The following is a 17802-nucleotide window of genomic DNA, read 5'->3' as shown; positions in this document are numbered from 1 at the left end:
CGCGGCGGCCAGCGCCGCCACGACGGCCTCGGTGGTGCGCCGGGCCAGGCGCGGGTGGCCGGGGTGGGCCTTGACGACCACCGGGCAGCCGGCGGCCAGCGCCGAGGCGCTGTCCCCGCCCGCGGTGGAGAACGCGAACGGGAAGTTGCTGGCCCCGAACACCACGACCGGCCCCAGCGGCACCAGCACCCGCCGCACGTCCGGCCGCGGGGTGCCCCAGTCGGGGTCGGCGGGGTCGACCATGGCCTCCAGGTAGGTGCCGTCCTCCAGCACGTCGGCGAACAGCCGCAGCTGGAACGTGGTGCGGCCCAGCTCGCCGCGGCAGCGGGCCTCCGGGTAGTGCGCCTCGGCCTGCGCCAGGGGGACCAGGTCGTCGGCGGCGGCGTCCAGGGCCTCGGCGACGGCCCGCAGCAGCCGGGCCCGCTCGGCCGGTGCCAGGGCGGCCAGCAGCGGCGCGGCGGCGGCCGCGCGCTCCATGACGGCGTCGAGCTGCTCGGGTGTGGTGTCCCGCGAGTCCTCGGTCGTCGGCGGGGTGTTCATGACTCAAACCTCCAAGGGCAATGGCTGTGAGGCCTCGGGCACGCCCCCAACCCTGCCCTGACGGTGGCGCGGAAGGAAGACTCCGCAGAACGAAACTCGAATTTCCCCGGAACCAGGTGATTCCGGAACGGCATCATAGGTGGTGTGACGACTAATTCCCGAAGCTCAACGCCCCCGCGCTCGCGGAGGACCCCCGCAGGCAAGAACGGGTCGGGTCACGCACGTGTCTCCACGGACGAGCTCGCCTTCGCGCAGGCCCCGCTCCGGCGGCTGCCCGCCCAGCAGCGCAGCATGCTCCGCGTCCAGCGGATGCTCGACTGCTGCGCCGAGATCCTCGACGAGGTCGGCTACGACAACCTGTCCACCACCCGGATCGCGGAACGCGCCGGGGTCGCGATCGGCTCGGTCTACCAGTTCTTCCCCGACAAGAAGGCGATCACCCAGGCCCTGGGCCTGCGGTTCCTCGACCAGTTCGGCGCCCGGATCACCGAACGCCTGGCCGGTGCGTCGTTCGGCCACTGGACCACCGCGGTCGACGCCATCGTCGACGAGTACATCGACATGCACCGCAACGTGCCGGGCTTTCGCAGCCTGCACTTCGGCGACATCGTCGACACCCGGCTGCTCAACGGCGGCACCGACAACAACCGGGTCATCTCGATCCGGCTGCGCGCGATCGTCGTGTCCGCCTCCGGCATCCCCGACAGCGACGAGCTCGACCGGGCCATCAACGTGGCCGTCGAGGCCGCCGACGCCGTGCTCAAGCTGGCGTTCCGGGACGACCCCGAGGGCGATCCGGACCTCATCAACGAGGCGAAGCGGATGGTGAGCAGCTACCTCACCGACTTCTCCCGACGCAACGAAGGCGAGGCGCGGTGGTAGACGGCCCGGCGATGAACGGCGCAGCGGTGAACGGCCCGGGGTTCGACGGCACCGGGTTCAACGGCCCAGGGTTCGACGGCCGGGCGGTGAACGGCCCGGCGGCCGACGGCACAGCGGCCGACGGCGCGGCGGTGGACGGCAGAGCAGGCGACGGCCGGCCCGCCCACGACACCGTGGCCCCGGTCACCGGGGTCGCGGCGGGCATCCCCTTCCTGGCCCTGCCCCCGGCCACGGGCGCGCACCCGGCACCGCTCATCCTCGGCCTGCACGCGTTCGAGCCGCCGCGCAGCGAGGCCGCCCTGGCCGGAACGGTGCCCCTGGCGTCCCTGCCCGCCTGGCGCGTCTACCCGGGGCTGCCGATGTTCGGCGCCCGGCTGCCCGAGGGCGGGGTGCCCGAGATCGGCCGCCGCGGGGAGAACGACTACCTGATGGAGCTGTTCGGCCCGGTGGTCGAGGGGGCCGCCGCCGAACTGCCGCGCCTGGTCGCCGAGCTGCGCTCCCGGTTCCCGATCACCGACGACCCGGTAGGCCTGCTCGGAGTGGGCGCCGGCGCGTCCGCGGCCCTGCTGTCCCTGGCCGAGGGAGACCTGCCCGTCGGCGCGGTCGCCCTGATCAACCCGGTCACCGACCCGGCACCGGTGCTGGCCGCCCGGGAGCGCAACCACGGCGCGCCCTACGGCTGGACCGAGGACGCCTCGGCCGTCCGCGAACGGTTCGACTTCACGGCCCGGGCCGCCGAGGTCGCCCGGGGCCGCGTCCCGGTACTGGTCGTCAGCGGCGGCCGCGACGACGTGCTGCCGCCCGAGCACGGCCAGGGGCTGCACGAGGCGCTGCGCGCGGAGTTCCTGGGCACCGCCGAACCCGAGGAGCGCGGGTCGGGCTGGCTCCGGCGGCGCGGCCGCCGCGTCAAGCAGGAGGCCGCTGTACCCGTGTCCCCCGAGGGCACTAACCATGTGCTGCGTCACATCGTGATCCCCGATCTGGCCCACACCATCGGACCCGAGCCGGGGCTGCGACCGGGCCCGCTCACCCCCGGCGGCGTGCTCGCCGACCGTGCCCTGACCGAGTGGTTCCACCGGCACGTCACGGCTTCCGTGCAGGTCCGGGGCGGGTCGGCGGAGAGCTGGTACCCCGGTGGCGGTCCGCGCACGGCCGCCTCCTCCCAGTGATAACGCGTTCACCGTGTGCACCCCGCCGCATCCCCGGCCGTCCCCTTAACGGACGCCGCCGCGACAGCCGGTCCGCGTTCCATGGGATCATCCAGTGGCGACCGCTCAAGGGCGGTCCACCTGACCGTTTCGACTCATCCTTCAGGAGGGCGAACCACGTGACGGAACCGGCACCGGTCTTTGCCAGCGGGGTCGACAACGAGCGGTTGAACGCGCAGCTCCGCTTCCTTCTGGAGGTGGACAAACTCAAGCGCATCCTGCGGCAGAACCTACTGGTGGACGGGTCACGCAGGGAGAACTCGGCCGAGCACTCCTGGCATCTGGCGCTGACCGCGCGCACCTTCGCCGAGTACGCACCCGAGGGCACCGACATCGACAAGGTCGTCGAGATGCTGGTGCTGCACGACATCGTGGAGATCGACGCGGGCGACACCTTCCTGTTCGACCAGGTCAGCTCGCAGACCCAGGCCGAGCGCGAACGCGCCGCCGCCGACCGCATCTTCCCGCTGCTGCCCGAGGACCAGGCCGAGCTCGCCCGCGCCCTGTGGGAGGAGTTCGAGGCCAGGGTCACCGCCGAGGCGCGGTTCGCCCGGGCCGTGGACCGGCTCTCGCCGATGCTCGCGAACTGGCACAACGAGGGCGGTACCTGGGTGCGGTTCGGGATCACCCGGGCCCAGGTCATGGAGAAGGTCAAGCTGATCGCCGAGGGGTCCGAGGCGCTGGGGGCGTACGCGACGGCGCTCATCGACGACGCCGACCGGCGCGGGTACTTCCGCACCTGAACCCGGCGCGTGGGCCCCCGGGAACCCGGGTAACCCGGGCGCGCGGGCGCGAGGGCCCGGAAGCGTGCGGGGTGCGGGTGCAGGGCGAGCATGTGGGCGCAGGGCGAGCGCGCCGGGTGTGGGTCGCGGTGCGGGCCGCGGTGGGGTCAGACCCGGCCCATGAGCAGCTGGACCGCCGCGGACAGGCCCACGATCACCAGGACGACGCGCAGGGCCGCGGCGCTCATCCGGCGGCCGAACCGGCCGCCCAGGTAGCCGCCGAGGATCGAGCCCACCGCGATGAGGCCGACCACCGGCCACGACGGTGAGGCCAGCACGATGTAGAACACCGACGCCACGCCGTTGACCAGCCCGGCGAGCAGGTTCTTGAGGCCGTTGAGCCGCTGGAGGTCGTCGTCCAGGGCGGCGCCCAGGATGCTCATGAGGATGATCCCCTGGGCGGCGGCGAAGTAGCCGCCGTAGGTGCCCGTGAGGTAGGCGCCCACCGGCAGCAGCGGGCCGCCGTTCTTGCGGGCGGGCTTGCGGGACCGGGCCCAGCGGGTGATGCGCGGCTGGAGCACGATCAGCACGCAGGCCGCGCCGATCATGAACGGCACGACCCTCTCGAACACCCCGGCGGGCAGGTAGATGAGCAGCAGCGCGCCGGAGACCGCCCCCAGCACGGACATGCTTCCCAGCCGGATGATCCGGGCGCGCTGTCCGACCAGCTCCCGACGGTAGGCGATGGCGCTGCTGACGCTGCCGGGCGTCAGGCCGATGCTGTTGGAGACGGTGGCGGTGATCGGCGGGAACCCCAGGGCCAGGAGTACGGGGAAGGTGAACAGGGTCCCCGATCCCGCGATGGAGTTGATGCCCCCGGCGGCGATTCCTGCCAGCAGGATGGCCGCAGCCTCCCAGAGTTCCATAGTCCGGCTTTCGTGGCTTCTCCGCTCCCCGACCGTCGAGGGCTCCCACAGACTACGAGAGCGGCCTCTGAGACCCGATCATCGGGTCATCCACTGGCTTGTCCCAAAGGACTTGTCCCAAAGGAACGGGGAACGGTCCCGGAGCGCTCAGAGCGCCCCGGGACCGGGAAGCGGGAGGGGAGAGGGGAGGAGGGGCCGGAAGGGCCGGGGCCGTCAGGGCACCCGCACGACCTCGTCGCGCAGGCGCTGGAACGCGGCGCCCACCCCCTGGATGGCCTGCCCCATCTCGGACGGCACGATCCACACCTTGTTGGCGTCGCCCTTGGCGATCTCCGGGAGCTTCTGGAGGTACTGGTAGGCCAGCACGTCGGAGTCGACCCGGCTGGAGTGCAGCGCCTTGAACACCATGTGGATGGCGTCGGCCTCACCGCGCGCCCGCAAGGCCTGGGCGTCGGCGTCGGCCTTGGCGGTGAGCATCTGCGCCTCCGCCTGGCCCTTGGCCCGCAGCACCGCCGCCGAACGCTCACCCTCGGCCCGCAGCACCGCGGACTGCTTCTCGCCCTCGGCGCTGAGCAGCTGCGCGCGCTTCTCGCGGTCCGCGCGCATCTGCATCTCCATGGCCTCCTGCACCGAACCGGGGGGCTCGATGCCCTTGAGCTCGATGCGGCTGATCTCGATGCCCCAGTCACTGGTGGCCTCGTCCAGCACCGTCTTGAGCTCGCGGTTGATCTGGTCGCGGGAGGTGAGGGTCCCCTCCAGGTTCATGCCGCCGATGACGTTGCGCAGCGTGGCCAGGGTGAGCTGCTCGACCGCCTGGATGAAGTTGGCGACCTCGTAGGTGGCGCGGTAGGCGTCCACGACCCGGATGTACACCGCGGAGTCGACCTCCACCGCGAGGTTGTCCTCGGTGATGGCGGACTGCGGCGGGAAGCTCACCACCTGGACGCGCCGGTCGATCCGCTCGCGGACCTGGTCGACGCCGGGAATGACGACGTTGAATCCCGAGTCCAGGGTGCGGTGGTACTTGCCGAAGCGCTCGACCACGTCCTGCATGGAGTGGGGGATGATGCGCACGCTGCGCCAGAAGATGAGAAGGAGAACGGCGACGAAAAGGGCGACGATGATGATCATGGTCATGCGATCACCCCATTGTCCTGCGCCGGGGCGGTATTCGACATCGACATCTGGGCAGCTCCGGTTCTCCTGACGGGGGTGCAGGCAACGCGGGCACGGACCGCGCAGCGCCCGGCCCCGCCCACCCGATGATCATAAAGCGCGCCGAATTGGAGCGTTCCGCTCACCGCCGAAGACGGTACCCGAAGTCACATGGAGGAGCCATATCCGGACAGAAACCGGATTTAAGGTCAATATGATCGCGCTGTTTCCGTACCCCTTATCCCGGTTTTGGGACACGGTCCCACGGCGAACGGCCGGCGGAGGACCGCCGGCCGTGCACGGGAGGGAAATCTCGGGGAATCGAAGAGCAGGGGTGCGGGTGAGGGCGGGGGCGGGGTCGGGGTCGGGGGTAGGAGCGAGGGTAGGGGTCCTGGGTCAGACCGCCCGGGCGTTCCAGCGGTCGCCGTCGCGCTCCACCTTCAGCGGAAGGCCGAACGTCTGCGACAGGTTGTCGGCCGTCATCACCTCGTCCAGCGGGCCCGCCGCGACCACACCGCCCTCGCGCAGCAGCAGCCCGTGCGTGAACCCGGCAGGGATCTCCTCCACGTGGTGCGACACCACCACCAGCGCCGGCGCCGCCTCGTTGCGGGCCAGCGAGCCCAGGCGGCGCAGCAGGTCCTCGCGGCCGCCCAGGTCCAGGCCCGCCGCCGGCTCGTCCAGCAGCAGCAGCTCCGGGTCCGACATCAGCGCGCGGGCGATCAGCACCCGTTTGCGCTCGCCCTCCGACAGCGTGTGGAACTCGCGGTCGGCCAGGTCGCCCACACCCCAGTGCCCCAGCAGCGCCCGCGCCCGGCCCAGGTCCGGGACGCCGTACTCCTCGCGGAACCGGCCCAGGTACCCGTAGGCGGCGCTCAGCACCAGGTCCAGGACCGGGGTGCCCTCCTCGATGCGGTTGGCGATCGCCGCCCCCGCGTACCCGATGAGCGGCCGCAGCTCGAACACGTCCACCCGGCCCAGGTGCTCGCCCAGGATCTCCACCTCGCCGGAGGTGGGGTACAGCTGGCTGAAGGCCACGCTGAGCAGGGTGGTCTTGCCCGCGCCGTTGGGGCCGAGGACCACCCAGCGCTCACCCTCCAGCACCGACCAGTCGATACCGTCCAGCAGGAGCGCGTCGCCCCGCCGTACGGAGACACCGCTCAGCCCCAGAACCCGACCGTCCATCGTTCTCCCTCACGTCACTCGCGTCCCGCGCCGGTGCAGGTGCCGACCCGTGCCGACCTACCCTGGAGCCATGAACTCCACGTCCGCAACACTCGTCGCCTGGGGCAACGCCTGGCTGTCCGGGCACGTCGGCCTGGACGAGGCCGTGGACGCCGTCGAACGCCGCGGCGGACCCCAGCTCATCGGGACCGTACCGCCGGGGGACCTGCCCTTCGAAGAGGGCGTACCGCTGCGGGCCGCACTGGTACGACTTCGTGGCCTTCCCGGCACGCGACCGACGGCGTTCCGGCTGGCGCTGCCCGTCCAGGGGGACCCGCTCGGCCTGGTCGGCCCCGGGGAGTTCAACCAGGCCGCGCTCCAGGCGCGGGAGGGGGTACTGCTCCGACTCGCCGACCGCCAGGTGGGGCTGGTCCCCACGACCGACCGGCGGGGTTCATCCTACGTGGGGGTCTCCTGGACGCCGTATCGGGCCAACGACACGATCCCCCAGGTACCCGGGCTGGCGGAGGCCGAGCAGGCGCTCAAGCTCACGCTCATCGAGGTGGCGCGTGAACTGGAGGGGGTCGACGATCTCACCGGGTTCTCACCCGCGGTCCACAGGCGGGTGGACGCCCTGGGGTCGGGTGGAGGGACCCTCCCGGCCGCCTATCCGCAGCGCGCCCGCGGCGTCGCCGAGCAGGCGGCACGGCTGGCGGCGGTCGTGGACCTGGCCGACGCCCGCGCCGGCCGCGGCATGAGCGCCCACCAGGCGGACCTGCGCTCGCGCTCCCTGCGCCGGCTGGACGCGGCGGTGCGGCGGGCCCTGGTGGCCGCGCACTCCTCGATCCCCCTGAGCCCGCGGCACCTCTAGTCGGCACGGCCCGGGAAGGGGTTGGTCGGTGCGGCCCGGGAAGGGGCTAGTCGGTGCGGCCCGGGAAGAGGCATTCTTGAATCCGAGGATTGGGCCTGGGGGGAAGTCTCAGGGTCGGGCCAGGGAAGATACCTGATCCGCCGAAGGCAGGGCCGAACCGATACTGGGAGTGCGGCCGGATCCGGCCCACGATCGATGAGGAGACCCGACACCATGCAGCCCGAGCACATCCGAGCCTCCGACGCGGACCGTGACAAGGTTGCCGAGCGCCTGCGCGAGGCGATGGCGGAGGGCCGCCTCAGCCCGGTCGAGCACGAGGAGCGCCTCGACACCCTCTACAAGGCCAAGACCATCGGCGAGCTGGCGCCCATCGTCTCCGACCTGCCCGTCGCCGGGCACAGCCCGTTCCAGACCACCGTCGACGGAGCGGCCGGGACCGACGGCATGGAGATCCTGGGCCAGGAGGCCCGCGACCTCGCCGGGCAGAGCAAGGGCTCGGAGAACATGGTCGCCGTGTTCGGCGGGTGCGAGCGCAAGGGCCGCTGGCTGGTCGAGCCCCGCACCAACGTGTCCGTCCTGTGCGGCGGTGTGGACCTGGACCTGCGCGAGGCCGTGCTGAGCCGCCGCGAGGTCACCATCCAGGTCGCCGTCATCCTCGGCGGGGTCGACATCACCGTCCCCTACGGGGTCAGGGTGATCAACAACACGTCCGGGATTCTCGGCGGCACCGAACTGCACGGCACGGACCAGGTGACCGACCCGAACGCCCCGGTCATCCGGCTCACCGGCACCTGCATGCTGGGCGGGGTCTCGGTGAAGGCGAAGAAGCCGCGGAAGTCGAAGAAGGGCAAGTGGGGCGACAAGTGATCCGCGGAGACCGGAAAATCCCTCCCCGGGTGTCCACATAGTGAACTAGCTGGGAAAAGAAGCGACCTGCGCGACGGCGCCACCGGGCGGCCGAGTACCGTGGACAGCGCCATGAATGATGAAACCACGTTGTTGGTGACGGTGACCGGCCGCGACCGCCCGGGTATCAGCGCGCGTCTGTTGAGCACCCTTTCCGTCTTCCCCGTGACCATCGTCGACCTGGAGCAGGTCGTCCTGGCCGGACGCCTCGTGCTGGGCGCCGTCCTGGAGGTGGACGAGCGGGTCGCCCCCGGGGTGAGCCGCCACCGCGTCTTCGAAGAGGTCCGCAACGCGCTCGACAAGACCGCGATCGACCTCGACATGGAGGTCGACTACGCCTCCGGCGACGCGCAGAACCGGGTGAGCGAGTCCTCTTCCGTTTCCGCCGTGCGGCTGCACGTCACCGTGCTCGCCGACCCGCTGCGCCCCGGCGCCCTGGGCGCCATCACCTCCTGTGTGGCCCGGGCCGGCGCCAACATCGACCGGATCGAGCGGCTGTCCAGCTACCCGGTCACCTCCGTGGAGATGGAGATCTCCGGCGCGGCGGGGGACACCGCCCGCCTGGCGCAGCTGCGCGCCGAGCTGGCCATGGAGGCCGCCACCCAGGGCGTGGACGTCGCCGTCCAGCCCAGCGGCCTGCATCGCAGGGCCAAGCACCTCATCGTCATGGACGTGGACTCCACCCTGATCCAGGGCGAGGTCATCGAGCTGCTGGCAGCTCACGCGGGCTGCGAGGAGGAGGTCGCCCGCGTCACCGAACAGGCGATGCGGGGGGAGCTGGACTTCGAGGAGTCCCTGCGGCGGCGGGTCGCCCTGTTGAAGGGCCTGGACGAGAGTGCTATCGGGAAGGTCTGCGAGGAGATCCAGTTGACGCCCGGGGCTCGGACGCTCATCCGCACGCTGAAGCGGCTGGGTTATGAGTGCGGCATCGTGAGCGGTGGGTTCACGCAGATCACGGACGTGCTGGTGGAGCGGTTGGGCCTGGACTACGCGGCCGCCAACACCCTGGAGGTCGTCGACGGGAAGCTGACCGGTGGTCTGGTCGGGCCGGTCGTGGACCGCAAGGGCAAGGCCGTCACGCTGGAGCGGTTCGCGCGCGAGGCGGGGGTCCCGCTGGAGCAGACCGTCGCGGTGGGGGACGGGGCCAACGACCTGGACATGCTCCAGACGGCGGGGCTGGGTGTGGCGTTCAACGCCAAGCCGGTGGTGCGGCAGCAGGCGGACACGTCGGTGAACGTGCCTTATCTGGACACGATCGCGTTCATCCTGGGGATCACCCGGGAGGAGATCGAGGCGGCGGACCTGCACGCGGAGGCCGAGCCTGCGTCCACCGGGGGCACGGCGCTGTAGCGGGCGGGGCGGGGCGGGGCGGGGCTGGTTCAAGGCCCTGGCCCTGTGAAAGCCCTGTGTGAAGGTCAGGAATCGCGGGAGATGGTCGCCATCGCGGCCTGCCACTCGGCGCTCGGGAACATCAGCTGGCCGAGGTGCCGGTGCTGGGTGTCCCGGACCGCTGAGGCGCCGGGCAGGTCGGCTACCTCGACGCAGTTCTCGGTCGTGCCCTGGCTGTAGGACGACTTGCGGAAGTTCAGGGGAGGGGCGCTGTCACTGTGCATCGTCATCCTTGCGTCGTCCCCCAGCGCCCTGCGGCCCACACCCGCCCTGTCCCCATCAGGCCACCGAGTCTTGACACCCTTCCCGCCCACCTCCTTCAGGGTTACAGTGGGTGCGGGATAATGCTTCTGGCAAGCATGGGCGAGGCCCCGGTCGATGACCGGGGCCTTCGTCTTTTTCGAGGTCATCCGCAGATGGTGGCCTTCAGCAGCGCGGTCCACTCGACGGCTTCAAAGGTCAGGTGACCAGCCTCGGGGTGCTTGGAATCGCGCAAGGCGGCAGCTGACGGAAGGTCGGCGACTTCGACGCAGTCCTGAGTCTGACCGCCGCTGTAACTGCTTTTGCGGAACGTCATGAGGTGGGGTGCTTCAGGCATGGTTGCTTTCTCAAAGGGCTGACAGTCGGGCGCGGATCAGCTCACGTGACTCTTCCACAGACAAGGCGGATGCCTGCACGAAGTCGAACCGGCGCTTGTACTGGCGAACTTGCTCTTCGGACTCCAAGTAGAGCTCTTCGGACACGGCCTCCAAGTACACGAGCGGCGGGTCCGGCATCGGGAACTCCATGATGACGAAGTGGCCCGTCATAGCGGCGTGTGGACCGTGTGCAACCGGGAGAACCTGGATGCCGACGTTCGGACGGTGGCCGACCTCAACAAGGTACTCCAACTGATCACGCAGCTCCGGTGTGATGTGGAGGAGTGCGGCCTCGTCGATGACGGTCCAGAACGCGGGTGGGTTGGCTCGGCTGAAAACAGCTTTGCGGAGCATGCGCGCCTCCACCCGGCGGTCCACATCGTCCGTTTCACCCATGGCGCTCGCGACCGCCATGGCCCGCGCGTAAGACCCGGTCTGCAAGAGCCCGGGGATGGTCATCGACTGGTAGGAGCGGATGGAAGACGCCTCAGCCTCCAGGCCGATGAGCTGGCCGGTGCCCAGGACATTCTCGTAGGTGGCCCACCAGCCCTTCTGACTGGCTTCCTTGACCAGTCCCGCATAGGCCAGGCGCTCCGACGGGCTTGTCACTCCGTAGATGTCGAGGAGCAGGTAGACGTCATCGACGGAGAGCCGCTTCCAGTCGCCGGTCTCCAAGCGGTTGATCTTGGACTCTGACCACCCGCGCGCTTTGCCGCTGCGCCGCTTGGCTTCCGCCGCGACGGCTTTTGCGGTGAGTCCGGATTGTTCGCGCTGCTGGAACAGGAGGCGGCTGAGGCGACGCCGACGCAGGGTCGGGCTGACCACGGCGAAGTCCTTCCTCGGAGGTCCCTGATCGTGCCCTGATCCTATGCCGATCTTGTTGGAGTCCGACATTTAACGCACCTCGCATCATTATCCGGGAACCATCGAGAAACTTACTGACCAAGACTAAAACTTGGGGCTTGCAAATTTCTATGGTGGAGACGAACATGGAGGCAAGCCAGAAGCAGCCGGGCTTCCCACCCGGCACCCCTACCGGAGGTGTGCGCGCATGGCGCGATACCGCTACCTGAACTGCTCCGAACTCGTGGCCGCCCGCTGGCTGGCCTCCGAGGCCCTGCGATGGCGGCGACCCCGCCGGGCGGGCCGGGCCCGTATGTACGTCACCCACCCGGGACGCGACATGGCCCCGCTCGCCCTGGCGGTGCGGCAGTGGCTCGACTGCACCACCACCCCGCCCCCGAACCCGGCGCCGACCTCGGCGTTGGCCACCGCTCCGACTCCGACCGGGGCTTCGCTCCCGGCGTTGCCCACGGCGCAGGCCCTGGCCACGGCTCCGCCTTCGGAGCTGGACCCGGGTTTCGCCGCCGCTGCTGCGGCGGCTCGCCCGCGCACCCGGGCGCTCCGCGAGGTGTCCCGCCCCCAGCCGGAGGCCACCCCGACCACGCACAAGGCACCCGCCCGACTGCGGGCGGCGTCGGCCCGGCCCCGGGGCCAGGCTCCCCGGGAAGCGGTCCGCACCCTCCCGGAGACCGCCGCCGCCTCGGCCTTCACCGACGCCCTGGCGACCCGCCCGCGCATCCAGGCCCTCCGCGAAGGCACCCGCACCCGCACCCGACCGAAGCCGGACACCGCCGCCGTCGGCGCGGACGGCACCTCCCCGGCGGTGCGTCCCGCCTCCTCCATCGCACGGCTCAACGCCGCCGCCGCGCGGCGGGACGCGTTGGCCGCCTCGCGGATCCTGGCCTGGAACCTGGGGAGGGCGGCGTGATGCGGCGCGTGTGCGATATCCGCGAGTTCTCCTCGATCCAGACCCTCGGGTTCTGGGCCCACAACCACCAGGTACCGCTGCGCTACCTCGGGCCGACATTGGAGGGCCACGCGGTGTACGCGGCGACCGCCGGGTGCACCACCCGGGTCGCGGTCACCTCCGGACGCGACCCCCACCCCCTCCCGCTGGTGTGGCGCAGCCCCCTGGAGGCCCTGTGACCACCGACCCGGCAACCCCGGTCCCGGGCCCGGACCCAAGGGTGCGGGTACTGGAGGACCTCATCCACGGACGGTGGGTCCTCACCTTGGAGCCCACCCCCGACGGCCGCACCGAGATCGTCGCCTACCGGCCCCTCGGCTGGGCCGGGCCCGGCGACCCGCACGAGCGCCTGGCCGCACCCGACCACGCCACCATGCGCGACCTGCTGGCCCGCCACACCACCACGGACACCACCGAGACCACGCACACCAGGGAGTAGGACATGGGCAAGCCCGGCTACACCGACCCGGCAGAGGACCCCATCCCGGACGACCTCACCGAGGAGGAGAAGAACGCCGTCCGCCGCCAAGGCGAATTCCTCGCCTGGCAGCGCTCCGTCCTCGGAGACCAGATCGACGGCGACTGACCGAACCGCCACCCTCCGACCCCCCGTGCGTCCAGGACCCCACCAGTCCTCCCGGGCGCGCGGGGTCCTACGGGTCGTCCCGCACAACGGCACCTGTGCCGGCGAGGGGAAGCGCGGGACGACCCCCGGTGGGGTCGGGGCACACCCCGGCCCCACCGCTCCCCGTTCCTCACACCTGACACCTGACACAAGACACAAGGCACAAGGCACAAGGCACAAGGCACAAGGCACTCTCAGTAGTCAACTTTGACCACCACTGGTCAAAGTTGACTACATGCTCGCCAAGAAGCCGGCCCACCACCCGCCCGGGCGTGTGACGCGCCATCGAGACCGCACAGGGCAAAAGCTCCGACACGGGGGCGAGAAGGGTCGGTACGGGATTCGGTGGCAGTACTCTCCGCAATAGATATGACCGAGTGTGCACACGATGCGACACACTGACGTCACTCCCGGCCCACCGCACCTCCTGACACCGGACCCTCCCCAGCACACCCCAGCGACCCAGGCCCTCTGACAAGGACCCCGACAAGACACGGAGACTTCTGTGGGTGCCGCGATCGGCCAGTCCCTTCCCATCGCGATCGGTGTGCTGATCAGCCCGCTGCCGATCGTCGCGGTCGTGCTGATGCTCGTGAGCCGCAGGGCGAAGGCGAACGCCACGGCGTTCCTGCTCGGTTGGTTCCTCGCGATCGGCGTGGTCGCGACCGTGGTCGCGTTCGCGGCCGGCGCGGCGGCCCCGGGCGACGACGGCTCGCCCGCCTGGGCGGGCTGGGTCAAGATCGTGCTCGGCGTGCTGCTGCTGTTCCTGGCGCTGCGCCAGTGGCAGGGGCGCCCGCGCCAGGGCGTGGAGCCCCCGGCGCCGGCGTGGATGGCCGCGATCGACGCGTTCACACCGGTCAAGGCCCTCGGGCTCGCCGTCCTGCTGGGCGCCGTCAACCCCAAGAACCTGCTCCTGGTGGTCTCCGGAGGCGCCGCGATCGCGGCCGCCGCCCCTGGGGACACCACGGCGCAGGTCGTCGCCGCCGTCGTGTTCGCGATCGTGGCGAGCGTGGGCGTCGGCGCGCCCCTGGTGGTCTACCTGTCCATGGGCACCCGCGCGGCGGGCCTGCTCGACGACCTGAAGAACTGGATGATCCATTACAACGCCGTCATCATGGCGGTCCTACTGCTGGTGATCGGCGCCAAGATGATCGGCGACGGCATCACGGCCCTCTGACCGGCCGCTCCGGCCGTCAGGGTGTGACGTACCCGGCGCGCACGGCGTAGATGGCGGCCTCGGTCCGGGAGTGGACCTGGAGCTTCTCCAGGATGTTGCGGACGTGGTTCTTCACGGTGTTCTCGGTGATGAACAGGCGGCTGCCGATCTCCCGGTTGTTGAGCGACCGGGCGACGAGCTTGAGGACCTCTGACTCCCGTGGCGTGAGCTGCGGGATGGACAGCGGCTCCGGGGGGGTGCTCTCCTGCTTGGCCAGTTCCGCGAACTCACCGATGAGCTTCGTGGCCATGGTCGGGTTGATCGAGGGCCTGCCCGACGCGATCGTCCGGATGGTCTCCGAGATGTCGGTGACCGCGATCTCCTTGAGTAGGTAGCCGCTGGCGCCGACCTTGAGCGCGTCGAAGAGGTCGGACTCCTCGTCGCTCATGGTCAGCATGATGAATTTGGTGTGCGGCACCGCCTCCCGGATACGCGGGCAGGCCTCGATCCCGCGGGCCTGCGGCATCCACACGTCCATGAGCACGACGTCCGGCCGCGAACCCGCGGCGAGCCGAACGGCCTCGTCGCCGTCCCCGGCCTCACCGACCACGTCGATGTCGGCCTCCTCGTCCAGGACGGACACCAGACCGCGGCGGAAGAGGGCGTGGTCGTCGACCACCATGACCCGGATGGAACCGGACGGGTCGGGGGTGCCGGGGGTCGGTTGGTCGGGAGTGGGGGGATGGGGGCTCACTGGAACTCCTTTTGGTGCGGCCCGAAAGGGCTATCCCTTATCGCCGTCGCGACCCTTGAGATAGAACAGGTTTTCGCAAACCGACAAAATCGCAGGTCAGATCAGATGGACAAGGCGCCAGGGAAAAGGCGAAGCGCAGAAAAGACATCTGTTCTCCTCATTGCGGGAGCGCTTGTATGGTCTCACACGCGCCCGGTTTATGTACTGGCTTCGGGTTGTGGAGTGGAGTGGGGTGGGCGGGGTGGGGTGGAGCGGGGTGGGGTGGAGCGGGGTGGGAGGGTATCTGCGGCCATGCTCTCTGTGGCGCGGGTCGTGGTTCTTCCTCCCGGCACCTCCGGGGGACGGGGTCGCGGGTATCCGCGGCCGTCACCCCTTGCGGCGGGGACACGGTTCTTCCTTCCCTGACCCCCAACCCCCGTGTCCGGGCGCAGCAGATAGCCGTGGCCGGGCCACCCTCTGGAACGCAGGTCGCGGTTCACCTTCCGGTCTGGGGCTGGGGCTGCGGGTATCCGCAGCCGGCACCCCCTGGGGGTGGGGGTTGTGGCTCTTCCTCCCGGCACCCGCTGTCCAAGGCCGAGAGTGTGTGCGGCCGTCACCCCCATGGGTCCGGGGACGGAGGCAACGCCCGGCTCAACCCCCTGGGGCGGGAGGAAACGGTTCCTTCTTCCGGCTGTGTCCGGGGCCCCGAACAGGATCACCTTTCACCCCCACAGCGTTAGAAGGGCATAGGTGGGCGCGGGTTTCACCCCTGTAAGTGTTGGTGGTGGCTGGTCCGGGACCGGCTGGCAGGGTGGTACCAGTTCTTCTGGTCGGTCGTGGCTCTTTTCACCCCTGACCCCTTTGACCAGGGTGTCCTTCTCAGGATCTGCCCGCCCGACCGGGAGGACCGGTACCGACCCGGCCCACCACGATGGCCTGATCAGAAGCCTGCCCGACCCCGCAAGGTCGTGGCCCGTTACAGGAACGCCTCGTAGTGACTCTTCCCCGGGCCGGCACCGGTCACGACGCCGCCCACACACAGGGAGACACCGCCATGTCCATCGTGGCAGACCACTACCGGTTCATCATCGGCGTGGACACCCACGCCGCCACCCACACCTACGCGCTCATCGCCGCCCCCTCGGGCCACCACCTCGACCACCGCACCTTCCCCACCACCCCCGCGGGCCTGGCCCGCACCCAGGACTGGATCGGCCGCCGCACCGATAACGACCCCGACCAGGTCCTGATCACCGCCGAGGGCACCGGATCCTACGGAGCCGTCATGGCCCGCCACCTGACTCGGGCTGGCTACCGGGTCGTGGAAGCACCCACCCCTCTCCCGCGCGCGCCTGCGGGGCACCGGCAAGACCGACGCCCTGGACGCGCTCACCGCGGCCCGGGCCACGCTGGTCATGGACCCAGGCCGGTTGCGCGATCGCCGCACCGGCGAGCTCCAGACCGCCCTGCAGGTGCTCACCACCGCCCGCGAGCAGATGAACGACGACCGGCTGCGGTCCATCAACACGCTGACCGCCCTGCTGCGCACCCACCCCTTGGGCCTGGACGCCCGCCGTCCGCTCACCGGATCCCAGATCACCACCATCGCGGCCTGGCGGCCGCACCGGGAGGGTCTGGGCACGGCTACCGCCCGGGCCCAGGCCATCCGGCACGCCCGGCGCATCATCGCTGTGGGCGCCGATCTGGCCGCCAACCGGGCACAGCTCCAGGCCCTGGTCACCGAGCACGCCCCGACCTTGGTGGGCATGACCGGCATCGGTCCGGTGACCGCCGCCACCGTCTTGGCGGTGTGGTCCCATCCCGGGAGGATCCGTTCCGAGGCCGCGTTGGCGCAGATCGCGGGGGTGTGCCCGATCCCGGTCTCCTCGGGCAACACGCACCGGCACCGGCTCAACCGAGGTGGTGACCGGCGGCTGAACCGGGCGCTGCACACCATCGTGCTCACCCGGATGAGCAAGGATCCCGACACCCGCGCCTACGTCCAGCGGCGCACTGCCCAAGGGCGCACCAAACGCGAGATCATGCGGTGCCTCAAGCGGTATGTGAGCCGACAGATCTACCGGACCCTCGCCGCCAACGCACCACTGCCCCAAACGGCTTGACAAACATAGAAGCATCCTGCGGCGAGGTCGCGGTCCTTTCTCCCGACACCCCCTGTGTCTGGGGAGGGCGATCGGGGCGGGGGTACTACGCCAGGTGTCTGGGCTTTCAAGCGAGGTCTGCGCAACCGCGGGTTTGCAGTCGGAGCGTCTTTCCGTGGACCTGTGTGGCCGGGGATGTGCGCTGTGCCCCGACCCGTCCCCTGAAAAACACCCCCACCACCCGGGACGTGAGTCCAACGCGTACGCCTCTGTGGTCTGCCGGGCCTCGTACCGTGGGGACGGCTCCGCGCCCAGCCCGGGTCTGTACGTTCCCAGAGGGTGACCCGTGGAGACCAACGCGACCGAGAGCGGTCTCCGCACACCGCCCTCCGCAGATGGCTGGCCATTTGGAAACCTGCTCTTGCTGTCTCACCCCCTGGGGCCGTGGACTCCAATGGCGTGACCGGGCTGTGGCCGGGGCCTCCGGTCGGGTGAACAACCCCCTGTGGCGAAGGCCGCGATCCACTCTCCGGCTATGGCCGAGGGCACCAGGACAAGGGCATAAAAAAAGGGGGGGCCGTTCCGAAGAACGACCCCCCAAACAGGGAAAGCCCCCTCTGCAACAGAGGGGGCTCTCAACCCGAAGAAAACCGTGGCGGCAACCTACTCTCCCACCCCACCACAGGGCAGTACCATCAGCGCAAGGAGACTTAACGACCGGGTTCGGAAAGTAACCGGGTGTGACCCTCCCACCATAACCACCACGGAAACCCAACACCCAACACCACACCCCCACCCCAAAGCAAGGACACAGCACCGGGAAGAATTTCACCAGCTATGTGAACATGTATGCGCGAGCACCCAATTATCTGCAGCGGACAAGCCCTCGGCCTATTAGTACCGGTCAGCTCCACCCCTCACAAGGCTTCCACACCCGGCCTATCAACCCCATCGTCTCTAGGGAGCCTTACCCTCTCA

The 17802-nt window shown here is 70.2% G+C and carries 19 protein-coding genes, 2 rRNA genes and 1 pseudogene; 12 read left to right on the top strand and 10 right to left on the bottom strand.

Annotated elements, in window-relative coordinates:
- Window positions 1-540: aldehyde dehydrogenase family protein (locus tag ACJOT3_RS20630; RefSeq protein ID WP_406974616.1), on the bottom strand; the 540-nt coding region annotated here is incomplete at its 3' end.
- A 291-nt stretch (window positions 541-831) separates the two neighbouring features.
- Between ACJOT3_RS20630 and ACJOT3_RS20625 the strand changes: the two genes are divergently transcribed.
- The 3 genes from ACJOT3_RS20625 to ACJOT3_RS20615 all read left to right on the top strand — a co-directional run bounded on the left by ACJOT3_RS20625 (window position 832) and on the right by ACJOT3_RS20615 (window position 3373).
- A complete protein-coding gene (locus tag ACJOT3_RS20625) occupies window positions 832-1422 on the top strand; it encodes a TetR/AcrR family transcriptional regulator (protein ID WP_406974619.1) in 591 nt (196 codons plus the stop codon).
- An 11-nt stretch (window positions 1423-1433) separates the two neighbouring features.
- A complete protein-coding gene (locus ACJOT3_RS20620; RefSeq protein WP_406974614.1) occupies window positions 1434-2591 on the top strand; it encodes an alpha/beta hydrolase family protein in 1158 nt (385 codons plus the stop codon).
- A 158-nt stretch (window positions 2592-2749) separates the two neighbouring features.
- Window positions 2750-3373 (top strand): HD domain-containing protein, encoded by a 624-nt coding sequence (locus ACJOT3_RS20615; RefSeq protein ID WP_406974612.1) that lies wholly within the window; start codon window positions 2750-2752, stop codon window positions 3371-3373.
- 146 nt (window positions 3374-3519) lie between these two features.
- Here the strand turns inward: ACJOT3_RS20615 and ACJOT3_RS20610 are convergent, their stop codons facing one another.
- From ACJOT3_RS20610 to ACJOT3_RS20600, 3 genes are all read right to left on the bottom strand, one after another.
- On the bottom strand, window positions 3520-4278 hold the full coding sequence (locus ACJOT3_RS20610) for a sulfite exporter TauE/SafE family protein (protein ID WP_406974611.1): 759 nt from the start codon (window positions 4276-4278) through the stop codon (window positions 3520-3522).
- 213 nt (window positions 4279-4491) lie between these two features.
- Window positions 4492-5415, bottom strand: a complete 924-nt coding sequence (locus tag ACJOT3_RS20605; protein ID WP_406974610.1) for an SPFH domain-containing protein — start codon at window positions 5413-5415, stop codon at window positions 4492-4494.
- Window positions 5416-5829: 414 nt separating this feature from the next.
- Window positions 5830-6615 (bottom strand): ABC transporter ATP-binding protein, encoded by a 786-nt coding sequence (locus ACJOT3_RS20600; RefSeq protein WP_406974609.1) that lies wholly within the window; start codon window positions 6613-6615, stop codon window positions 5830-5832.
- Between the two features lie 70 nt (window positions 6616-6685).
- Between ACJOT3_RS20600 and ACJOT3_RS20595 the strand changes: the two genes are divergently transcribed.
- The 3 genes from ACJOT3_RS20595 to serB all read left to right on the top strand — a co-directional run bounded on the left by ACJOT3_RS20595 (window position 6686) and on the right by serB (window position 9721).
- Window positions 6686-7465, top strand: a complete 780-nt coding sequence (locus tag ACJOT3_RS20595) for an Rv1486c family protein (RefSeq protein WP_406974608.1) — start codon at window positions 6686-6688, stop codon at window positions 7463-7465.
- Window positions 7466-7678: 213 nt separating this feature from the next.
- Window positions 7679-8332: a DUF1707 SHOCT-like domain-containing protein gene (locus tag ACJOT3_RS20590; RefSeq protein WP_406974607.1), complete on the top strand. Its 654-nt coding sequence runs from the start codon at window positions 7679-7681 to the stop codon at window positions 8330-8332.
- Between the two features lie 111 nt (window positions 8333-8443).
- A complete protein-coding gene (gene serB / locus ACJOT3_RS20585) occupies window positions 8444-9721 on the top strand; it encodes a phosphoserine phosphatase SerB (protein ID WP_406974606.1) in 1278 nt (425 codons plus the stop codon).
- Window positions 9722-9786: 65 nt separating this feature from the next.
- Here the strand turns inward: serB and ACJOT3_RS20580 are convergent, their stop codons facing one another.
- From ACJOT3_RS20580 to ACJOT3_RS20570, 3 genes are all read right to left on the bottom strand, one after another.
- The gene (locus ACJOT3_RS20580; RefSeq protein WP_406974605.1) at window positions 9787-9984 is read right to left on the bottom strand and encodes a DUF397 domain-containing protein; all 198 of its coding nucleotides are present in this window, start codon (window positions 9982-9984) and stop codon (window positions 9787-9789) included.
- Between the two features lie 182 nt (window positions 9985-10166).
- Window positions 10167-10358, bottom strand: coding sequence for a DUF397 domain-containing protein (locus ACJOT3_RS20575; protein WP_406974604.1), 192 nt, complete (start codon window positions 10356-10358; stop codon window positions 10167-10169).
- A gap of 10 nt (window positions 10359-10368) precedes the next feature.
- Entirely contained in the window at window positions 10369-11292 is a 924-nt protein-coding gene (locus ACJOT3_RS20570) for a helix-turn-helix domain-containing protein (RefSeq protein WP_406974603.1), read from the bottom strand.
- 157 nt (window positions 11293-11449) lie between these two features.
- Between ACJOT3_RS20570 and ACJOT3_RS20565 the strand changes: the two genes are divergently transcribed.
- The 5 genes from ACJOT3_RS20565 to ACJOT3_RS20545 all read left to right on the top strand — a co-directional run bounded on the left by ACJOT3_RS20565 (window position 11450) and on the right by ACJOT3_RS20545 (window position 14010).
- Window positions 11450-12169: a hypothetical protein gene (locus ACJOT3_RS20565; RefSeq protein WP_406974602.1), complete on the top strand. Its 720-nt coding sequence runs from the start codon at window positions 11450-11452 to the stop codon at window positions 12167-12169.
- A complete protein-coding gene (locus ACJOT3_RS20560) occupies window positions 12169-12387 on the top strand; it encodes a hypothetical protein (RefSeq protein WP_406974618.1) in 219 nt (72 codons plus the stop codon). The genes ACJOT3_RS20565 and ACJOT3_RS20560 overlap by 1 nt, the downstream gene beginning before the upstream one ends.
- Before the next feature lie 41 nt (window positions 12388-12428).
- Complete coding sequence (locus tag ACJOT3_RS20555; RefSeq protein WP_406974601.1) at window positions 12429-12647, top strand: hypothetical protein; 219 nt, start codon at window positions 12429-12431, stop codon at window positions 12645-12647.
- Window positions 12648-12650: 3 nt separating this feature from the next.
- Window positions 12651-12794, top strand: a complete 144-nt coding sequence (locus ACJOT3_RS20550; protein WP_406974600.1) for a hypothetical protein — start codon at window positions 12651-12653, stop codon at window positions 12792-12794.
- Between the two features lie 544 nt (window positions 12795-13338).
- Complete coding sequence (locus tag ACJOT3_RS20545; protein ID WP_406974598.1) at window positions 13339-14010, top strand: GAP family protein; 672 nt, start codon at window positions 13339-13341, stop codon at window positions 14008-14010.
- 16 nt (window positions 14011-14026) lie between these two features.
- Here ACJOT3_RS20545 and ACJOT3_RS20540 read toward each other — a convergent pair whose 3' ends face one another.
- A complete protein-coding gene (locus ACJOT3_RS20540) occupies window positions 14027-14743 on the bottom strand; it encodes a response regulator (RefSeq protein WP_406974597.1) in 717 nt (238 codons plus the stop codon).
- Between the two features lie 1033 nt (window positions 14744-15776).
- On the opposite strand from ACJOT3_RS20540, the pseudogene ACJOT3_RS20535 reads away from it, so the two are divergent.
- A pseudogene (locus ACJOT3_RS20535) lies at window positions 15777-16845 on the top strand (IS110 family RNA-guided transposase).
- Window positions 16846-17474: 629 nt separating this feature from the next.
- Here ACJOT3_RS20535 and rrf read toward each other — a convergent pair.
- Window positions 17475-17590 (bottom strand): 5S ribosomal RNA (rrf, locus tag ACJOT3_RS20530).
- 108 nt (window positions 17591-17698) lie between these two features.
- Window positions 17699-17802: ribosomal RNA gene (locus ACJOT3_RS20525) — 23S ribosomal RNA — on the bottom strand; the annotation flags it as partial.

It is taken from the genome of Nocardiopsis protaetiae (assembly GCF_045446735.1).
GTDB classification, from domain to species: domain Bacteria; phylum Actinomycetota; class Actinomycetes; order Streptosporangiales; family Streptosporangiaceae; genus Nocardiopsis; species Nocardiopsis protaetiae.
The sequence above is the reverse complement of the archived record's forward strand: the minus strand, read 5'-3'. Positions and strand labels throughout refer to the sequence as shown.